Origin of the sequence: Janthinobacterium sp. SUN137 (assembly GCF_030587265.1) — a bacterium.
Taxonomy (GTDB): Bacteria; Pseudomonadota; Gammaproteobacteria; order Burkholderiales; family Burkholderiaceae_D; genus Janthinobacterium; species Janthinobacterium kumbetense.
On the sequence record NZ_JAPWHZ010000001.1, the window covers coordinates 1 to 17,408 of the forward strand.

10 protein-coding genes and 3 pseudogenes are annotated in these 17,408 nt (G+C 62.2%); 5 read left to right on the plus strand and 8 right to left on the minus strand.

The window, feature by feature from the left end:
* The coding region (locus O3298_RS00005) for a condensation domain-containing protein (protein ID WP_305058230.1) at nt 1-2,885 on the minus strand (2,885 nt) is incomplete at its 3' end.
* 102 nt (nt 2,886-2,987) lie between these two features.
* Between O3298_RS00005 and O3298_RS00010 the strand changes: the two genes are divergently transcribed.
* Complete coding sequence (locus O3298_RS00010) at nt 2,988-4,247, plus strand: cytochrome P450 (protein ID WP_289916195.1); 1,260 nt, start codon at nt 2,988-2,990, stop codon at nt 4,245-4,247.
* A 14-nt stretch (nt 4,248-4,261) separates the two neighbouring features.
* Entirely contained in the window at nt 4,262-5,179 is a 918-nt protein-coding gene (locus tag O3298_RS00015; RefSeq protein ID WP_289916197.1) for a cupin-like domain-containing protein, read from the plus strand.
* A 104-nt stretch (nt 5,180-5,283) separates the two neighbouring features.
* Here O3298_RS00015 and O3298_RS00020 read toward each other — a convergent pair.
* The 5 genes and pseudogenes from O3298_RS00020 to O3298_RS00040 form a co-directional block, all read right to left on the minus strand.
* A pseudogene (locus O3298_RS00020) lies at nt 5,284-5,610 on the minus strand (group II intron maturase-specific domain-containing protein); the annotation flags it as partial.
* A gap of 71 nt (nt 5,611-5,681) precedes the next feature.
* Nucleotides 5,682-7,589, minus strand: coding sequence for a serine hydrolase (locus O3298_RS00025; protein ID WP_305058231.1), 1,908 nt, complete (start codon nt 7,587-7,589; stop codon nt 5,682-5,684).
* The gene (locus O3298_RS00030) at nt 7,589-10,051 is read right to left on the minus strand and encodes an FtsX-like permease family protein (RefSeq protein ID WP_289916204.1); all 2,463 of its coding nucleotides are present in this window, start codon (nt 10,049-10,051) and stop codon (nt 7,589-7,591) included. The genes O3298_RS00025 and O3298_RS00030 overlap by 1 nt, the downstream gene beginning before the upstream one ends.
* A 13-nt stretch (nt 10,052-10,064) precedes the next feature.
* A complete protein-coding gene (locus O3298_RS00035) occupies nt 10,065-10,751 on the minus strand; it encodes an ABC transporter ATP-binding protein (protein ID WP_289916206.1) in 687 nt (228 codons plus the stop codon).
* Between the two features lie 59 nt (nt 10,752-10,810).
* Nucleotides 10,811-12,103 carry an efflux RND transporter periplasmic adaptor subunit gene (locus tag O3298_RS00040; protein ID WP_305058232.1) on the minus strand — a complete coding sequence of 431 codons (1,293 nt, stop codon included), beginning with the start codon at nt 12,101-12,103 and terminating at the stop codon, nt 10,811-10,813.
* Between the two features lie 204 nt (nt 12,104-12,307).
* On the opposite strand from O3298_RS00040, the gene O3298_RS00045 reads away from it, so the two are divergent.
* Together O3298_RS00045 and O3298_RS00050 are read left to right on the plus strand one after the other, a co-directional pair.
* Nucleotides 12,308-13,102: a thioesterase II family protein gene (locus O3298_RS00045; RefSeq protein ID WP_305056377.1), complete on the plus strand. Its 795-nt coding sequence runs from the start codon at nt 12,308-12,310 to the stop codon at nt 13,100-13,102.
* 375 nt (nt 13,103-13,477) lie between these two features.
* Nucleotides 13,478-14,179: a 4'-phosphopantetheinyl transferase gene (locus tag O3298_RS00050; RefSeq protein WP_305056376.1), complete on the plus strand. Its 702-nt coding sequence runs from the start codon at nt 13,478-13,480 to the stop codon at nt 14,177-14,179.
* 523 nt (nt 14,180-14,702) lie between these two features.
* On the opposite strand, the gene O3298_RS00055 is transcribed toward O3298_RS00050, so the two are convergent.
* Both O3298_RS00055 and O3298_RS00060 read right to left on the minus strand, forming a co-directional pair.
* Nucleotides 14,703-15,257 carry a hydrolase gene (locus tag O3298_RS00055; protein ID WP_305058233.1) on the minus strand — a complete coding sequence of 185 codons (555 nt, stop codon included), beginning with the start codon at nt 15,255-15,257 and terminating at the stop codon, nt 14,703-14,705.
* A 74-nt stretch (nt 15,258-15,331) separates the two neighbouring features.
* Nucleotides 15,332-15,730 (minus strand): annotated as a pseudogene (locus O3298_RS00060) (IS3 family transposase); the annotation flags it as partial.
* 514 nt (nt 15,731-16,244) lie between these two features.
* Between O3298_RS00060 and O3298_RS00065 the strand changes: the two are divergent.
* Nucleotides 16,245-16,436 (plus strand): annotated as a pseudogene (locus O3298_RS00065) (IS5/IS1182 family transposase); the annotation flags it as partial.
* Between the last annotated feature and the right edge of the window lie 972 nt (nt 16,437-17,408).

A 17,408-nucleotide genomic window follows, 5' to 3' on the forward strand; every position in this document is an offset into this window, starting at 1 on the left:
AGCTCCTTCTGCAGCCGGTTGGCCACCGGCGTGCCGATCACGATGTCGCTGCTGTTGCCGTGCCGCGCCAGCAGCACGCTCAGCGCGGCGTGCAGCACCATGAACAGCGTGGCCTGCTGGTCCTGGGCCAGCTGTTTCAGACACTCATGAACGGCCTTGCCCACGGCGAAGCGGTGGCGCGCGCCACGGAAGCTTTGGTGCCCCGGGCGGGCGCGGTCCAGCGGCAGATTGTGCACCGGCGGCAGGCCGGCCAGCTGACTGTCCCAATAACCAAGCTGCTCTTCCAGCACCGGCCCGGCCAGCCAGTCGCGCTGCCATTGCGCATAGTCGGCGTAGCCGATCGCCAGCGGAGCATAGGGATTGTCCAAGCCGCTGCGCAGCGCCTGGTACTGGCTCAGGAATTCCTTGACCAGCAGGTCCATCGACCAGCCGTCCGAAGCGATGTGGTGCATATTAAACAGCAGCATGCCCTCCTCCTCGCCCAGCAGGATGAAGCTGGCGCGCAGCATCACGTCGCGCGCCAGGTCGAACGGCGCCTGGGCATCGGCCAGCGCCAGCTGCTGCGCGGCCTGTTCCCGCGCGCCGGCGTCGAGCTGCGTCAGGTCGCTCACCCGGATAGCGAATTCCACCTGCTCGCGGATCACCTGCCGCAATTGCTCATCTTCGCCTGCGAACACCGTGCGCAGCGGCTCGTGCCGCGCGATGATGCGCCGGAACGCCTGCTCGGCGGCGGCAACGTCGAAGCGGCCCGTCACGCGCAGGGCGGACGGCATGTTGTAGTGCGCGCTGCCGCCGTTGAGCCGGTCCAGCAGCCACAGGCGCTGCTGCGCGAACGACAGGGGCAGCGCTGCGCCACGCGCCTGCGCCGTGACCTGCGGGCGGATGAGCGTGCCCGCACTGCGGTCGATGGCACCGGCCAGCGCCGCCAACGAACCATTGGCGAACAAGTCCTTGATTCCCAGCTCGACACCGAGCACGTGGCGCACTTGCGCCACCAGACGCACGGCCAGCAGCGAGTGGCCGCCCAGCGCAAAGAAATTTGCCTGCACGCCAATCTGGCAGGCATCGAGCTTGAGCAGATCCGCCCAGATCGCAGCGAGCGCCTGCTCGGTCGCTGTCCCGCGCACCGCGGGCTGGTCCGGCATGGCATGGGCGCCGGCAAGATCGAGCTTGCTGACCTGCAACGGGGTCAACTCGCCACAGGCATGCCGCTGCTTCATGGTCGATCGCATCACCTTGCCGCTGGTCGTCTTCATGATGGCACCTGACGCCAGGAACACGATTTCGCTGAGCAGCACGCCAAAAGATTCAAAGGTACTGGCGCGGATGTCGACCGCGATGTCGTCATACTGCCGGTCCAGGAAACGCGGGCGCACCTCCAGCAGCAGGACGATGTGCTCGGTCCCCTCGGCTTCCATGCCGAAGACGGCCGCATCGCCGACGGCATCGGCCGCCAGCAACGCGCGTGCGCAGGCTTCCAGGTCATGCGGGTAGAGATTTCGGCCCTGGACGATCAGCACATCCTTGCTGCGCCCCAGGACGAACAGCTCGCCGTCGCGCACAAAGCCCAGATCGCCGGTGCGCAGATAGGGGCCGGCGCCGTCTTTCGTGTAGGCCTTGAACACCTGTTCCGACAGCTCCGGTTTGCCCCAGTATCCAGACGAAATGCTTTCGCCCTTAACCCAGATCTCGCCGACGCTGTCTTCTTCGGCCACGGCCGCATCCTGCACGACGATCATGTCGTGCGCCGCCGGCGACGGGCCGCAGCTGACCATTGCCTGCGACTTTTCCGATGCCGTCTCGGGAGGAAACGCCCTGCCCTGCTGCAGCCGGTCCAGGCTGACCTGGACCACCCGCGGCGGCTCCAGCAATGTGCCGGCACACAGGAACACGGTCGCTTCCGCCATGCCATAGGCTGGCGTCATGGTGGCCTCATGGAAGCCCAACGCCGAATAGGTGCGCTGAAAATCGGCAATGGTGTCGGCCCGGACCGGTTCCGCGCCATTTAGGGCCATGCGCCAGCTCGACAGATCGACATCCTTCAGCGCATCGGGCGCGAACTTGCGGGCACAGATATCGTAGGCAAAATTGGGCGCGCCGGAAATAGTGCCCCGGTAATGCGAGATGGCCTGCAACCAGAACAGCGGGCTCTTGGCAAACTTCAACGGCGAGAACAGCACCGACCTGGCGCCGGCATAGACCGGCATCAGGACCATCATCACCATGCCCATGTCGTGGAACAGCGGCAGCCAGCCGACAAAGATGTCAGCGGCGCAAGTGCGGGTGGTCGTTTCCAGCACGATCAGGTTAGCTATCATGCCGCGATGGGAGATCATCACGCCCTTGGGGTTGCCGGTGGAGCCGGAACTGTATTGCAGGAAGGCGATGGCATCGGGCTCCGGTTCAGGCAGTGCAACGGCATGCGGCGGCGCGCCCGTCTGCCCGGCCACGGTATCGGTATCGGTATCGGCCACCATATCGGCAAAGCACAGACAGCAAAGCGCCTGCGCGTGAAGGGCTGCGATCTGCTCCGGCGGCAGCGGATCGGACACGATCGCTAGCCGAGGGCCGCAGTCTTCGATGATGTTAAGGACCTTTCCGCTGCGGTCGTTCGGCTTGGGCGGATACAGCGGCACCGCGATCATTCCCGCGTACAAGCAGCCCCAGAAGGCAAGCAGAAACGCGGTGCCCGACGGCATCAGCAGCAGCACCCGGTCCCCGGCAGCGCCGTGCAGCAGCAGCTTGCGGGCAATCGTCTGCGCGGCAGCATCAAGCTCACGGTAGGTCAGGTCGGCCGCCACATGCAGGCTGTCAAGGTAGGTATAGCAAACTTCATCAGGCGACACCGACGCGCGGGACCGCAGTCTATCCAATATCGTTTTCACCTTGCTGGTCGTACTTTCTCATGAGGAAAAAAATAGGTAAATCAGCAACCAAAACAGCGTTACGTAGTATACTCGTATTGTCTTTTATGAATCAATGAAATAATGCAAAATTTCAATTTTTTCAACCTTGATCAGTTTGCCCAGAGCACCCCGCACGAGGCCTTCGCGCGCTTCCGCCGGGAGCAGCCGATCTCATGGCATTCCATCCCGCACGCGCCGGCCGGCGAAGGCTTCTGGCTGGTCGCCCGACACAAAGATATTTGCGAGGTGGCGCGCCAGCCGAGGATCTTCTTTTCCCACGGCAGTTCCGTGCTGAGCGATTCGGTCGACATTCCCCACCCGGCCTGGAAGATGATCCGCGACGGCTTGTGCCACCTCGACGCGCCCCAGCACGGCGAACTGCGCCGGATGGTGATGCCGCAGTTCGGCGCCGAGGCCATGTCGGCGCTGCAAACCGTCATCCGAAAACGAGCGGTCGAAGTCCTCGACCGCGCCCAGGAAAAAGGCGAGATCGACCTGGTGAGCGACATCGCGGCACGATTTCCCGTGCGCGTGGTATACGGCGACGTGCTCGGCTTCGCCGACGAGGATCTGCCGTCCGCCGCCTTCTGGGGAGACCTGTTCAACCGGGTTCACGCCATCCCAACCGGCGACCGTGAGTTCGCCGACGTCATGCACGCTTCGGGCGTGGCGCTAGACAAGCTGTATCGCTACGGCGTTGCCGCGTATCAGTCCCGGCGCGCGTCGCCGCGCAACGATGTGCTGTCGGTCCTGGCCAATATCGGCTACGACGACGGCAGCGTGATTTCACAGGAAGACTTCCTCAGCTACTTCTGGTCGCTGGCGATCGGCGCCTACGACACGACCGCCAGCACTATCGCCAGCGGCTTTGCCACCCTCGCCGCGCACCCAGAGCAGCAGGAGGCGTTGTACGCCGATCCCTCGCTGATCGAATCGGCGGTGGAAGAGATGCTGCGCTGGGAAACGCCGGTGATCTATTTCCGCCGGACCGCCTCGGAAGACTATGTGCTAAACGGCCAGGCGATCCGCAAGGGCCAGCGCGTCGTCATGTGCTTCGCCTCGGGCAACCGCGACGGCGACGTGTTCGAGTCGCCCGAGGTGTTCGACATCCGGCGCCGGCACAATCCCCATCTGTCGTTCGGGCACGGCGCCCACTTCTGCCTGGGCGCCCGCCTGGCCCGCATCGAGCTGCGCATGCTGTTCGAGGAAGTCGTCGCACGGCAGTTGCGCTTCCGGCCGGCCGGCCCGGCGGCGCGCGCGCGCTCCAACTTCATCAATCGGATTGTCAGCATGCCGGGAATGCTGGAATCGGCGGACCTCGTTACCATGTCGTTCAACTAGCAGGGAAAATAACCATGTCTGAAACCGTCACCAAAGTCATTGACCTGGTCCCCGGCGACGTCCATCCATTGGCCACCGTTGAAGCCGCATCGCTGACCGAACAGGCGTTCTGGGAACAGTATGTCGGCCAGCACGTTCCCGTGCTGATCAAGGGCGCCGCCGCGGCATGGCCGGCGCTGCAGCACTGGCACCGCCCCGGCTACCTGGAAAGCCGCTGCGGCGACGCCGAGGTGTTCGTCGCCCGCACCTTCAATCCCAATCCGTCGCTCGAACACGCGGCGGAACGGCGCCAGAGCCTTGCCGAGTGCATCGCCGACATGCGCGGCGCGGCCGATCACGAGACCTTTTCGATCCCGGCCATGGATGTGCCCCAGCAGTGGATGGACGACATCGGCGACTACCACTTCCTGCAGCAGCATGAGCGCAAACCGCTGGGCTATCCTGGCAAACGCATCTTCTTCTACAAGAACGCTTCCACCGAATGGCATTATCACCAGCTCGACGAGACCTTGACCTGCCAGCTGGCAGGTACCAAGCGCATCTCGTTGTTCAGGCTGACGCCGGCCAACTGGTGGAGCTTCGCCCCGCTGATCAAGGCCAATTACCACCACATGTCCTGCGCCGACCGCTTTTTCCCCACCGACAGCGGCCTAACCAAGTACGAAGGCGTCCTTGAAGCGGGCGACGCCGTCTATATCCCGCCGTTCTGGTGGCACGGTATCGACGCGGCCACGAGCGAACCCGGCATCACCCTGGCGCAGTGCTTTCGCTCGCCGGTGAAGCGCTTCGGCGACTGGAAGGAACCGATTACGCGCGAGCTGGTGGGCGACGCGCTCAGGATGAACAAGCTGCGCCTGCTCCCCTTGCTGGCGCTCATTTGGATCAGCTCGATTTCCCGCGCACTGAAGAAGGAAGCCTGGACCAGCGCCTGAGCCCCGGCTCACGGCAATCGGCAGGGGGCGGCCAGTATAACTGGCCGCCCCCTGCCACACCTCCCGGCATGCGGGTCCGCACCGGTCGGTTCGAGTAGTTGAGGTTATGAGAGTCGCGGCACGCCGAGACGGTCAAAGTAGGCAATCGTCAGCACACTGTTCAGTGCCATGCGACTATTCCGCCACCAGCAATGGCTATTCGCCACCACCAGTCGCGCCACTTTCGCCGACACTCCCAAGGCCAGCAGTTCCCGATATATTATCGGGCCACGTTGCCACTGGTTGAGTTGAATCTCCCGCAGTCGATGGCGCAGCCATTCGTTCAACCCACGCCAGACTCTTGGTGTTTGTGCCAAGCCAAAGTAAGCTTTCCAACCCAGCAAGTAGCGCCGCAGCGGGTCGACCAGTTCGGTCATGCTGCGTCCACAGGAGTGCGCCTATGCTGGGCGCACATAAAAAAGCCAACCGCGCGGTTGGCCTTTTTGGGTGCCGTGTGTGGTCCTTACATTTTCCAGACGGGAATGCCGATCGCCTGCCAGTAAAGCAGGTAGAGCGCCACGGTCAGGCAGGCCACCGACACCAGCGCCGAGTGCCAATAGACGAAGCGGCCCGTCGCCGGGCGGCGCTGGCGCACCAGGTTGACGACACCCATCACCGACAGCACCAGGAAGGCGATGCCGACGACCAGTGCGGCGATCGACTCAGCCGTTGGCGCGCCCCAACCGCCCCACAGGCCCTGCAGGTTCATGGCGCCGACCAGGGTAAAGCCGATCATGAAAAATAGCATGCTGGCCACCATCGGCAGCAGGCGGATTGAGGTCGCGACGGCGGCCTGGTCCCGCCAGAACAGTTTTTTCACGGCCCAGACCGCACCGGCGATCAGAGAACTGAGCATCAGGAATATGCTGAGCGCACCGACTGCCAGCGGCGCAAGCGCCCGGAAGGTCGACACCTTGCGTAGCGTGCCCCATTTCGACTGCATGACGATCTCGCCATCCTGGGCGCGAAACATCGCCACCATCGGCTCTGCCTGGCCCTGCTGCCGGAAGGTCCGGCCAGTCTGGGCGATCCATTCCTCGGCATAGCCGGAAAAGACATTGCGTGCAATCATGCCGTTGTCGGTAAACACCACCTGCATGACGTCGGTGAAATCGTGCACAAAGCGCATGCGCTCCGATGTGGGGCTGTCTTCCAAATAGTAGCCCTGATAGTGCTCTCGCAGTTCGGCATCGACGCTGGCCACCGGCGCGGCCGCCGGCCGCGGCACGCCCTGCACCAGATAGGCCTGCAACAGTTCGAGCATGCGGGCGCGGGCTAACTCGTTGAGGCTGTTCATCATCAGCACCACGCCCGAGCGCGTCTCCGGCAAATAGAGCACCTCGCTGAGGCCGCCGTTGACGATGCCGAAATGGCCGCGGAAGTGGACGCCGTTTTCGATGGTATTCAACATGCCCGCCCCCGGGGCCACCTTGATCCCCAGTGCCACCATTGCCAGCGTTTCCGGGCGCTCCAGCCGCTCGACCGAGGCCGGCGACACGATCTGGGTGCCGCCGACACTGCCTCGATTGACCAGCAGCAGCAGGTACTGCGCCATGTCCTCGGCCGACGCATTGAGCGCGCCGGACGGACGGTACAGATGATGCCAGTAAGGCAACGCGGTCACGCCGTCGGCCGCGTACTGTCCGGCAAAGCCGCTGTGCGGCTCGACATAGCTGGCCGACTTCATCCCCATCGGCAGGAAAAAGTTTTGCGTGACGTAGTCCTCGAAGCGCTGGCCACTGACTTTCTCGATCACGTAGGCCACCAGCGCCGGCCCCACGCTGCTGTGGGCCGCGCGCGAGCCCGGACGCCAGCGCGCCTTGCGCCCGCCGCCGTTGAGCTGGAGCGCCTGTTTCAGCGACACCGGCGGCTCGGCGCTGTGCGCGTACTCCATCAAACTCATGTCGGACAGGCCGGAGGTATGTTCGAGCAAATGCGCCAGGCGTACCGGATCGCTCGCCTCCCAGGGATTGTCTAGGGCCAGCTCGGGCGCCCATTGTTTGAGCGTATCGGTGAGCTTGAGCTTGCCCTGTTCCTGCAGCTTCAGGGCCGCCAGGCCGACGAATCCCTTCGCGATGTCGCCGACGCGGAACAGCGTCTGCGCGCTGGCTGGCGTCTTGCCGGCCGGGTCGGCCAGGCCTAGGCCGGCCTGCCAGACCAACTGCCCGTTGGCCACCACAGCCAAGCCCATGCCGGGCACCCGTTCCTCGCGCATGATGGTTTCGAGCTGCGCCTTCAGCTCGGCCGGCGTACGGGGCGCCGATCCTCCGGCAGCGGCCGGGCCGGAGACCACCCAAGCCGCTGCCGCCAGCAGCAGTGCGCACAGCGGCCGGGCTTGCTTGCTGAGGATCGCGTCGATGCTCGTCGCCATCACGTGCGCAGCGCAACGGCCGGCTTGAGCCGCATCGCGATCCAGGCGTGCCGCGCGACGGCGACGGCCGCCGTGACCAGGGTCACAGCCAGAGCAAACACCAGGGTCCAATAAGCGAGTGGCGCCTGTACCGCGTAGGTTCTCAGGTAGTTGGCGATCAGCAGCGCGGCGAGCGGCAGAGCCACCACCGCGGACAGCGCGATGATGGTGCCGACCTCCTTCGCCACGAGCTTGCCGATGTCGCTGCGGCGCGCGCCGTACAGCTTGCGCAGCGCGATTTCCTGAGTGCGGCGCTGCACCGCATCGGCGGCCAATACGTAGGCGCCGAAGGCGGCGATGGTCATGGCAATGACCGTCGCCACCGCCAGCAACCTGGCCAGCCTGGCGTCTTCCGCATAATTTTCCGCGTAGATGTCTTTGGCCGAGCGCGCTTCGAGGATGGAGTTGGGGAAGTATTTCGCCCAGGTGGTACGCACCGCGCGCTCGGCGTCGGCGACCGATCCGCTGGCGCGGACCGTGAGCGTGGCATTGGCCGCCCACAATTCATACGCCGTCGCGCCCGGGGCTTCGCGCAGCGAATAGAACAGGATTTCCGGCGCGATGCCGACCACCCGCTTGGCGATCAGCGACGATACGCCGTGGTCCAGCCCCCGCAGCAGCAAGGTCTGTCCGAGCGCCTGCTCCGGCGACGCGAAACCGAGCTTGCGCGCGGCGATCGCATTGATCACGATCGGAACGGCGTCGTCTTCCTGGTCGATTTTGGAGTCGAACAGCCGGCCCGCAGCGGCCTTGACGCCATATTGCTCGAAGAAGTTGGCGCTGACCGACTTGATGTCGATGGTGGCCGCCTCGCCGCCTTCTCGCTTGATTTCGGTGCTCCACTGGTTCTTCGCGCGGCCTACCGGATCGGTGGAAAACGCGATACCCGCCACGCCGGGCTGTTGCGACAGCTCGGCCATCAGGCCGCGCGCCTTGTCGCTTGTGCGCACCATATGCCCCTCGGGCAGATCGAACACCAGCAGGGGCGCAGGGTCGAAGCCCGGCGAGGCGTCGATGGCGAAGCGGGTTTGCCATGCGATGGCCATGGCCACGCTAGCCAGTCCCATCGCGACAGCCAGTTGCAGCACGGACAGGGCCTGGCGCAGGCGCTTGCTGCGCCGCGATTCCGTATCGGGACGGCCGGCCAGGGCCTGCGCCGGCCGCACGCCAAAGGCGATCCAGGCCGGATAGATCACGGTCAGCAGACCGACCACCAGGCCGATGGCCAGCGCTGCGAGCAGGTTCTCCAGCGACAGGACACTGCCTAGGTCGCGGTTGACCAGCTGCGCAAAGACCGGCAGAGCCAGGCAGGCCAGCAGCAGGCCGATGGCCGTCGCCAGCATGGTCACCAGCAGCGATTCGGCAACGAACTGCAGCGCAAGGCGGCCGGCGCTGGCGCCCAGCACCTTGCGCATGCAGATCTCGCGCTGACGGCGGATCACGCGGATGGTCGCCAAGTTGACGTAATTGATGGCGGCCAGGACCAGGATCAGGATGGCGATAACCACCAGGCCGGTGACCACAGTGGCGCTGCCGCGCTCGACCTGCAGCGAGAAGGCGTTGGTGGCCACCTCGCGGTCGAAATACGCCTCGCGCAGCGGCGCCAGCCGGATGTCCATGATCTTGCGTCCGGCCAGGCGCTCCTTGGCCTCGGGCGGTACATTCTGCACGCTCGGCGCGCTGTCGGCGGCCTGCTGTACGGCCGCGGTGACGGCCGCCAGCGGAGCGCCTGCCCGGACCCGCACCAGCAGATTACCCAGCCAGCCCTGCTCGCCGGTGAGCGCCTCGGTACGCATCATCTGCGGTACCAGGCTCAGGTTCAGGCCGTTGAGGGCCTGGAAGGGAATCGTCGTATTGGCCGGCGGATTGCGCAGGATCGCGGCAATGCGCGCGCTGCCACCCTGCTCGTGCACGGTGCTCAGCGTCACCGTCCGCCCCAGCACATCGGTGCTGCCGAACAGCCGGATCGCAGTCTCCTCGGTGATGGCGAAGCTGTCCGGGCGCGACAGCGCCTCGTTCAGGTCGCCCTTCAGCACCTGCAGTCCCATCATCTCGGCAAAGCCGGGCAGCACGGTCAGGCTGCGCAGCTTGCGCAGCTGGCCGTCGACCTGCACGGTGAAGGGGAACCAGTTGACGTAGCCGCTGACGTTGCTCACGCCGGGGGCGGTCCTGGCCGCCTCGCGCAGCAACAGCGGGGCCTGGTCGACCCAGGGTTCCCCCAGGTCGAGGTTGTTGCGCTGCTTGACGATATATACGTTGTCGGCATCCGGCACGTGCGCATTGTACTGCCAGCAATAGCGCGCAAAACCGAGCAGCAGCAGGCAGGCCGCCAACCCTATCCCCAGCCCCAGTATCGCCACCAGCGAATAGGCGGGGTCCTTGACCAGGATGCGCAGTCCGACGCGGAAGTCTTGAAATGTCATCGTCGCTCCGGGATCAGGCAGCGACGGCAGGGACCGGCTCGGCGACCAGCGCACCGTCGAGCAGACGCACGATGCGCGCGGCGCGCGCAGCGTGCGACGGCGAGTGAGTGACCATCACGATGGTGGTACCCTCACCGTTGATCTGTTCGAGGATGCGCATGACCTCTTCGCCGTGGACGGAATCGAGGTTACCGGTCGGTTCGTCGGCCAGCAGCACGGCAGGCTTGGTGACCAGGGCACGCGCAATGGCAACGCGTTGCTGCTGGCCGCCCGACAGCTGCGAAGGGCGGTGCTTGGCGCGGTGCGCCACCCCCAGCTTGTCGAGCAATTGCGCGACGCGCTCGCGGCGCTGCCTGGCCGGCACATTGCTGTACTCAAGCGCCAGTCCGACGTTCTCTTCGACCGTCAGTTCTTCGATCAGGTTGAAGCTCTGGAAGATGAAGCCGATCCGGCCGCGCCGCAGTTCGTTCAGTTTCACCTCGCTCCAGCCGGCCACATTCTGGCCGTCGAACCAGTACTCGCCGTCGTCTGGGCTGTCGAGCATGCCGAGGATGGACAGCAGGGTCGATTTGCCGCAGCCGGACGGCCCCGTGATGGCAATGTATTCGCCAGACTTGATCTCCAGGCTGATCCTGCTCAATGCCGTCGTGACGACTTCTCCACCTACAAATTTCTTATTGGTATTTACGAACTTGAGCATGATGCCTCTCTCTATTGATCGGGTTGAGCTTGGGTTGGTGAAAAAAGCGCAGGGAAAGTCTACTTGGCCAGTTGCAGTGTTTCGGCCTTGCCGTACGGGGCGTAGGATGAGACGATGACGCGCTCGCCGGGCGCCAGGCCGGCCGCCACCTCCACCTGGCTGTTGTTGCGACGGCCGATGCGGATCGCGCGCCGTTCGGCACTCCTGCCATCAGCGGCCAGCACGAACACCCAGCTGCCGCCACTGTCGTTCAGGTAGGCATCGTTGGGCAGGATCAGTCCGGGGCTGGTCTGGCCCAGAGTGATCCGCGTTTCGACGCTCTGACCGGGGTTCATCACGTCGGGCACCTCGCCGGTGAACACCAGCTCGACCGAGAACCTGCCATCCTTGATCTGCGGGAAGACGCCGCGGATGCGCACCGCGTAGTCGCGGCCGCTGACTTGGACACGGCCCGGTTTGCCGACCGACACGCTGCCCAGGTAATACTCGTCGATCTGGGCCGTGAGCTTGAACTGGCTGGGATCGTCGATACGTCCGATGTGCTGGTCGGGCTTGACGATTTCGCCGAGTTGCAGGCGGAAGTCGGTGAGCCGGCCGGTGACCGGCGCGCGCACGGCCAGCGCCTCGATCGACTCGTTCACCACCCGGAGGCCGGCGTCGAGCCGGCCGATGGCCTGCTCCATTTGCTGGACGCCGTCGCGCTTGATGCGCATCTCGATGGCGACGCGCTGCTTTTCGTCGTCGAGGGAATGCTGCTGCAGCGCCAGCTGGTCCCGCGATTCCTCCAGCGTCGAGGCGGAGATGAAGTTTTTTTCGGCAAGCGACTGGTTGCGCGTGTGCAGCCGCTGGGCCTGCGCTAGGGCGAAGTTGATGTCGAGCAGGCGCCGCTGGTGCTCCGTCTGGCTCGCCTCAAGCGCCACGCGCAAATTGGACAGGTTGGAAATTTGCTGGGCGCGGTCCGCCTCGCGCGCGACCAGCTCAAGGCGCCGCTGCGAATTGGACAGGCGGAACAGAAGCTCGCCTTTTTTGACCACGGTGCCGTCGCCGGCCAACACTTCCTCGACGCGGCCCGACTCGGTGGCGTCAAGCATGGTGGTGTGCAGCGGCGCCGCCGTCGCGCGCACTACGATGTCGTTGCGCAACATACCCTGCTGGGCTGTGGCGGTGCGGACGCTGCCTTCGGCCACATGCAGACCGCTCGGCGCCAGCTGCCAGATGGCGGCGGCCACACCGCTGGCCAGCGCCAGCGCGCCAAGCGACAGGGCCAGGTATTTTCCACGCCGCTTGGGCAGCGGCTGGTCCATCGCAGCGCCGGTGACGCGCTCCTCGGGAGGCGCGATCTTAAGCGCCATCGGCAGCGGCCGTCAGGGACCGGCCGGCCGCACAAGCAAGGCGCACGGCGCGATGCCAAAACGGCTGGGATGTGCCGACGGAAAAACGCATTCGTTTCATCAGACTGGACATAAACATTTGCCAATTGTTGTAAAAAGGATAGATTAACTTATAATTCAAGGCGTAGTCAACTTCGTCAACCTCATCCACTTCGTTCAGGCCACATGACCTCAATGACCTTGTCTTCCGCCGGCGCCCAGCGCTGGATACTGCGGCGCGCCGGGCCGCCGGCTGCGCTGCGCCTGTTCTGCTTTTGCTACGCGGGCGGCAATGCTGCCGTCTACCTACCCTGGCAGGGCGCACTGGGGCCGGACATCGAGGTGTGCGCCATCCAGCTGCCCGGCCGGGGCGCGCGGTTTGCCGAGCCGCTACTGCAGCACATTGATGAGGCGGTGCCGGCCATTGCCCAGGCCATCGCCGCATTGCCGGACCTGCCGTTCGCCTTCTTTGGCCACAGCCTGGGCGCCTTGCTCGCCTATGAAGTGAGTCACTACCTGCGGGAGCGCGGCGGTGCGCTTCCGCGCCAGCTGATCGTGTCCGGCGCCCACGGGCCGCGCGCGCGCAATCCCAAGCGCCAGTTGCACCTGCTCGACGACGCCGCGCTGGTGAGCGAGCTCGAACGCTATGACGGCACCCCGCCCCAGGTGCTGGCCAACCCTGGCCTGCTGGAGTTGTTGCTACCGATCGTGCGCGCCGACTTCCGTATGGCCAGCGACTACGCCGACACGCCACGCGCGCCGCTGCCCGTGCCCATTACGGTGTTTGCCGGCCGCGACGACGAGTTCGACGACGTGACCCAGTATGAAGACTGGTTCAGCGACTCCAGCGTCGGCGGCGAACTGGCGTGGTTCGACGGCGGGCACTTTTTCATTAACTCGGCGACCGACCAGTTACTGGCACAGTTGCAGATGATCATCGCACCCAGCTTGCGCAGCGAGCCGCGCTACCGCCATGGCTGAGACCCGCCCGAGCCCTCTTTTTGCCGCAGCACAACCATGAGCATGCTCTTTTCCAACAATCCGATTGTCTACCACCTGATCGCCGACCGTTTCGCACCGCCCTGGAGGTCTGTCGCGTTGTTCAGCCCAGTACGGATTTTCGTACTGAGCATGACGCCGGTTCATACGGGACGGACTTGTCCTGCCAACGTATAAAACTGGTCAGCGAATGACATGGGCGCCGGACCATCGAGCTGATGCACATGAGCCCCCCCCCCCGCCCCAACATCTGGCGTACGGTAAGCTGATGCGCTATTATCTAGTGCCTCACTAGGTAAGCAAAGGACAGGAATGACGGCATGTGAGACTAGTGACATCGCTTGGCAAATGGAAAGCATGGCTCTCCCCCTCCGCACGAACATGCCTTGGTCATCATTTACGGCGCGGATGATACGTCTGGACGTCGCGCCTTTCCACACCGACTGGTTTCAGCAGGCTGGCATAGATCGCCCGGACAGCATCGCCCGCAGCGTACCAAAGCGCCAGAGGGAATATTTTTTTGGCAGGCTGTGTGCACAACAGGCCCTCAGGATGGCAGCGTTGCCGGCAACGCCCATATATAACGGGAAAGGGCGGGCGCCGATCTGGCCAAATGGGATTGTCGGGAGTATCACCCACGACGCCAAGTTTGCCGCCGCCATCATCGCTCCAGCCACTGAGTATGTGGGTATCGGTATCGACATTGAAACCGTTCCATCGAGGGATGCGCTTGAGGCACTGGTCAGTACCGTGTTATCCGGCGCCGAGTTGGACTTATTGCAAAATTTGTCTACCCACGTGACACTGCCGTTACTGATCACAGCCGCATTTTCTGCCAAAGAAAGTTTTTTCAAGGCTAGTTATTCTGACGTAGGCCGCTACTTCGATTTCGACGCCGTCAGTGTGCGAACGCTCGACATGGCACGGGGAGTGATCGAGCTGGAACAGCGGCAGGATTTGTGCGAGGGTTTACGCGCAGGCGCCCGCCATCCAATCCATTTGCAGTGGCTCGAACCGGACACCATTTGTACACTGTACGCCCGCCTATCGCCGCGCTGACCCACACGCAATGGTGCCTCAGGTCAACGATTCTCAAGTCATCTAGCTCAATATTGCTTCCAGCGTCGGGGAAACGGTGGACGATAACTTGCGTTTAACACATGCAATCACTGGGGCAACGCTCGAGCACCGATGAAAATGTGCTGGACAAAGATTTGCCCCAAAAGGCACTTGAACAAACGTTTCTTCCGGAGGCGTCTTCGGTTTCTCACAACTTCAGAGCGCCCTCATTGTGTTGGCGCTGGGGGCGATTTGAATCAACCTGCAGATTTTAACTGATCCATATACAGAGCTTCAGATCCTGCACTGGGTCTACGTTTGCTGATTGTACGGGTAGAGCAACAAATCGGCACCAGCGCAACACTCTGAAACTACTGCGGAAAATCATCGATCTATAACGTGGCATTCGCGCGCAGGCCAACTAACGGAAGATGAAAAAGTCAATGACGGTACTAACGTCACGTTTACGCCGCCTCTTGAAATGAACAAGGATCAACCTTCACCTCCCTGTCTGCCCTGGTAACTAGAATGCCAAATGCTTCAATTCATCAAAACGCTCCAGGAATAAAGTATAAGCACGCTCAGGGCCGACAGGAACTATCTTGGCGCAATGCGGCGCTGGAAGATATCCCCATTCCATCCAAGCAGGTGGCAACAGATCCCGCAGTTCAGTCGCCATGCATACCAGATCAGCGTGCTTTATCTCAGGGTGATCATCCTGGAAACCAAATCTGCGCCGCAATGCATCCTTTACCGGATGCAAGCGCTCCCTTACATAATCTCGACCTAGCATAACTTTAACAGGCGATGGCCAGTCACCGAGAAACTCCTCGCAGTCGTGCAAAAGGGCCGCATACGCCAAACTCGACGGCACGAGGCGCGAGACCATGACCGAATGCTCGGCGACCGAATACCACGGTCTTGCTGCACCGCCCCAGCGAGGTTGTGATGCTAAACAAAGAGCTATATCATTGATTGGCAGGCCAGTCGCATCCGGAGCGAGTAGATCTAGCACGAATCCGGAAGGAAACAAAATCGATGTACGGCCGTCTGGCTTATTTAAAAGGTCGAATTCCATCGTACAATTATAGTCCTAGGTTTGACTTCTAGAAGTGAATCGCCCCGGAATTTTAGGAGGCCGTTTAGTGTGAGTCAGGTCAAGACGGCCTGCTTGGAAAGGTGTCGGTAGTAGTTTGCCTCTGCTTCGGCCGGTGGCATAAAGCCAAGTGGTTCGAGTAGCCAGTGATGGCTGAACCAGGATACCCATTCTAGCGTTGCCAGTTCGACGGCCTCGTGCATCTTCCAAGGAGCTCGGCGAGGTATCAGCTCCTCTTTGTACAAACTATTGATGGTCTCAGCCAGTGCATTGTCGAAGCTGTCGCCTTTGCTGCCCACTGAGGGCATCGCAGGCTTCGGACAGGCGCTCGCGGTAACGGATAGAAACGTATTGCGAACCCAGGTCGCTGTGATGAATCAGGGCATCGTCACATTAGGCTGGCGAGCGTACAGTGCCGGCTCCATGGCATCAAGAACAAAGTCGATGCGCATCGCTAGAATACGCAGCGAGCCTTAGATTGTTGAGAATACTCAGTAATAGCAGCAAGGAATCGAACTGGCTATTCAATTGGGCAGTTTTCAAGTCTCCCAGTCTGCTAGCGGAACGTCAACTACCAATTGATTTTAGCGACCACGAGAAAGCCCAGGATGCCGGCAGAGCAAAGGTCTAACTACCCCGGACTGGTAACGAAGCAATTCTTTTACAAACCTCAATTGACAAAATATCTTTTACAACTAGAATGCCCCGCCCAACAGGTTCAGATGCGCACGACCCTGAATTCTATCATTGGTCACACGCATATTGAAGCTCCCTCGATATTTCACCGTCCATCAAGTATATTTTATGCAGCGTTCTTTTTCTGATGATGTTCACGTTCCCAATTTTCGAGATTCCAGATTAATGACTGATAGCCAAGTTTAGGGAAACACTGATTAATTTATCGCGGACCGTTCTCCACTGCGGTCCGACCTGAGACAATCTCTGTATCGCTACTGTCCGCCATCGATCATGCAAAAGAGCTTCTCCGACCTTGAATACGCCGCCAAGAAGAAGCTGACGCGGCGCGACCGTTTCCTGGCCGAGATCGACAGCGTGACGCCGTGGGGCATGCTGCACAAACTGATCGGGCCGTTCTATCCGAAGGTCGAAGGGGCCGGTCGGCCACCGATTGGGCTGGCGCGCATGCTGCGCATGTACGTGAACGAACACGACCAACATATGTGAGCTTTCGATAAACGTCGTCATCATTGTACAAGTCAAATGTGCTGACAGGCTTGAACCATAACGGTACGCGGTAGGGATGGCCTCTGTGAGCTGGGCCATCGTGGACAGGACACCGCCGGCGGATAGGAAGGGTCCGACTCGCTCTGAAATTCAGGCGGAACAGGGTAAGCCCGTAGTGCTGCCGGCAACGGCAAGTGAACCGCGAGGGACGCTGTTGGTGCTGCGGGTATAGGAATGCGGAAAAATCGAAAGCCACTCTGTAATAGTGTAGATACCGGCTGAAACATCGCTGGACGCAAAAGCGAGCAGACTTCCGTGCGGTCATTTTTGGCGAGAGAATTTGGCAAATCGTTATATGAAGGAAAGCAGATGACGGCATGTGATGCTGGTGCGCCTTAACAACTAAAGTTCCCTAACGATATATCGCTTCAGGCAGCGATGCGCTTCCTTGCTGGACATGCCTTCAACCGTTCGCCGTTCAACATACGCACGGGTTTTTCGCGGCTCGCTTCTCACCCTGACCATGCCGATGGTCATAACGCGTTATTGGACTATCTGCCCCCCCCAGCTCAAACGATGACGGATCGTTTTACCAGAAGATACGGGCAGCGGGCTCGCACTACACATAGCACTGATAATGCAATTAGCGTACCTTTATGAACCTAAATCATCGCCGCCACCTATGGCCTGGACTTTTCCGATTACGCGCCCATCAAGCGGGCCGACCTGATCGCGCTGGCCACGGAAAAGCGCGACCTGATGCCGCACTCGGCCGAGCGCTGGGCTTACCTTGACGGCATCGCCCCCTTGCCCGGTATAATCGAGGCCATGGGTCCGGCCGAAGCCAAGCAGCGCTTCCTGCAGGCGTTTGCCCGGTTGGGCGGCCTCGGGGTCGCCGCATGAATGCTTGCCCCCAGCCGCACGAACGGGCGCTAAGCCCCGGTTTTT

Bases quoted from the DNA above. Each gene is read 5' to 3' on its own strand.
- O3298_RS00010 (WP_289916195.1), top strand. From the start codon at position 2,988: ATGCAAAATTTCAATTTTTTCAACCTTGATCAGTTTGCCCAGAGCACC.
- O3298_RS00015 (WP_289916197.1), top strand. From the start codon at position 4,262: ATGTCTGAAACCGTCACCAAAGTCATTGACCTGGTCCCCGGCGACGTC.
- O3298_RS00025 (WP_305058231.1), bottom strand. From the start codon at position 7,589: ATGGCGACGAGCATCGACGCGATCCTCAGCAAGCAAGCCCGGCCGCTG.
- O3298_RS00030 (WP_289916204.1), bottom strand. From the start codon at position 10,051: ATGACATTTCAAGACTTCCGCGTCGGACTGCGCATCCTGGTCAAGGAC.
- O3298_RS00035 (WP_289916206.1), bottom strand. From the start codon at position 10,751: ATGCTCAAGTTCGTAAATACCAATAAGAAATTTGTAGGTGGAGAAGTC.
- O3298_RS00040 (WP_305058232.1), bottom strand. From the start codon at position 12,103: ATGGCGCTTAAGATCGCGCCTCCCGAGGAGCGCGTCACCGGCGCTGCG.
- O3298_RS00045 (WP_305056377.1), top strand. From the start codon at position 12,308: ATGACCTCAATGACCTTGTCTTCCGCCGGCGCCCAGCGCTGGATACTG.
- O3298_RS00050 (WP_305056376.1), top strand. From the start codon at position 13,478: ATGGCTCTCCCCCTCCGCACGAACATGCCTTGGTCATCATTTACGGCG.
- O3298_RS00055 (WP_305058233.1), bottom strand. From the start codon at position 15,257: ATGGAATTCGACCTTTTAAATAAGCCAGACGGCCGTACATCGATTTTG.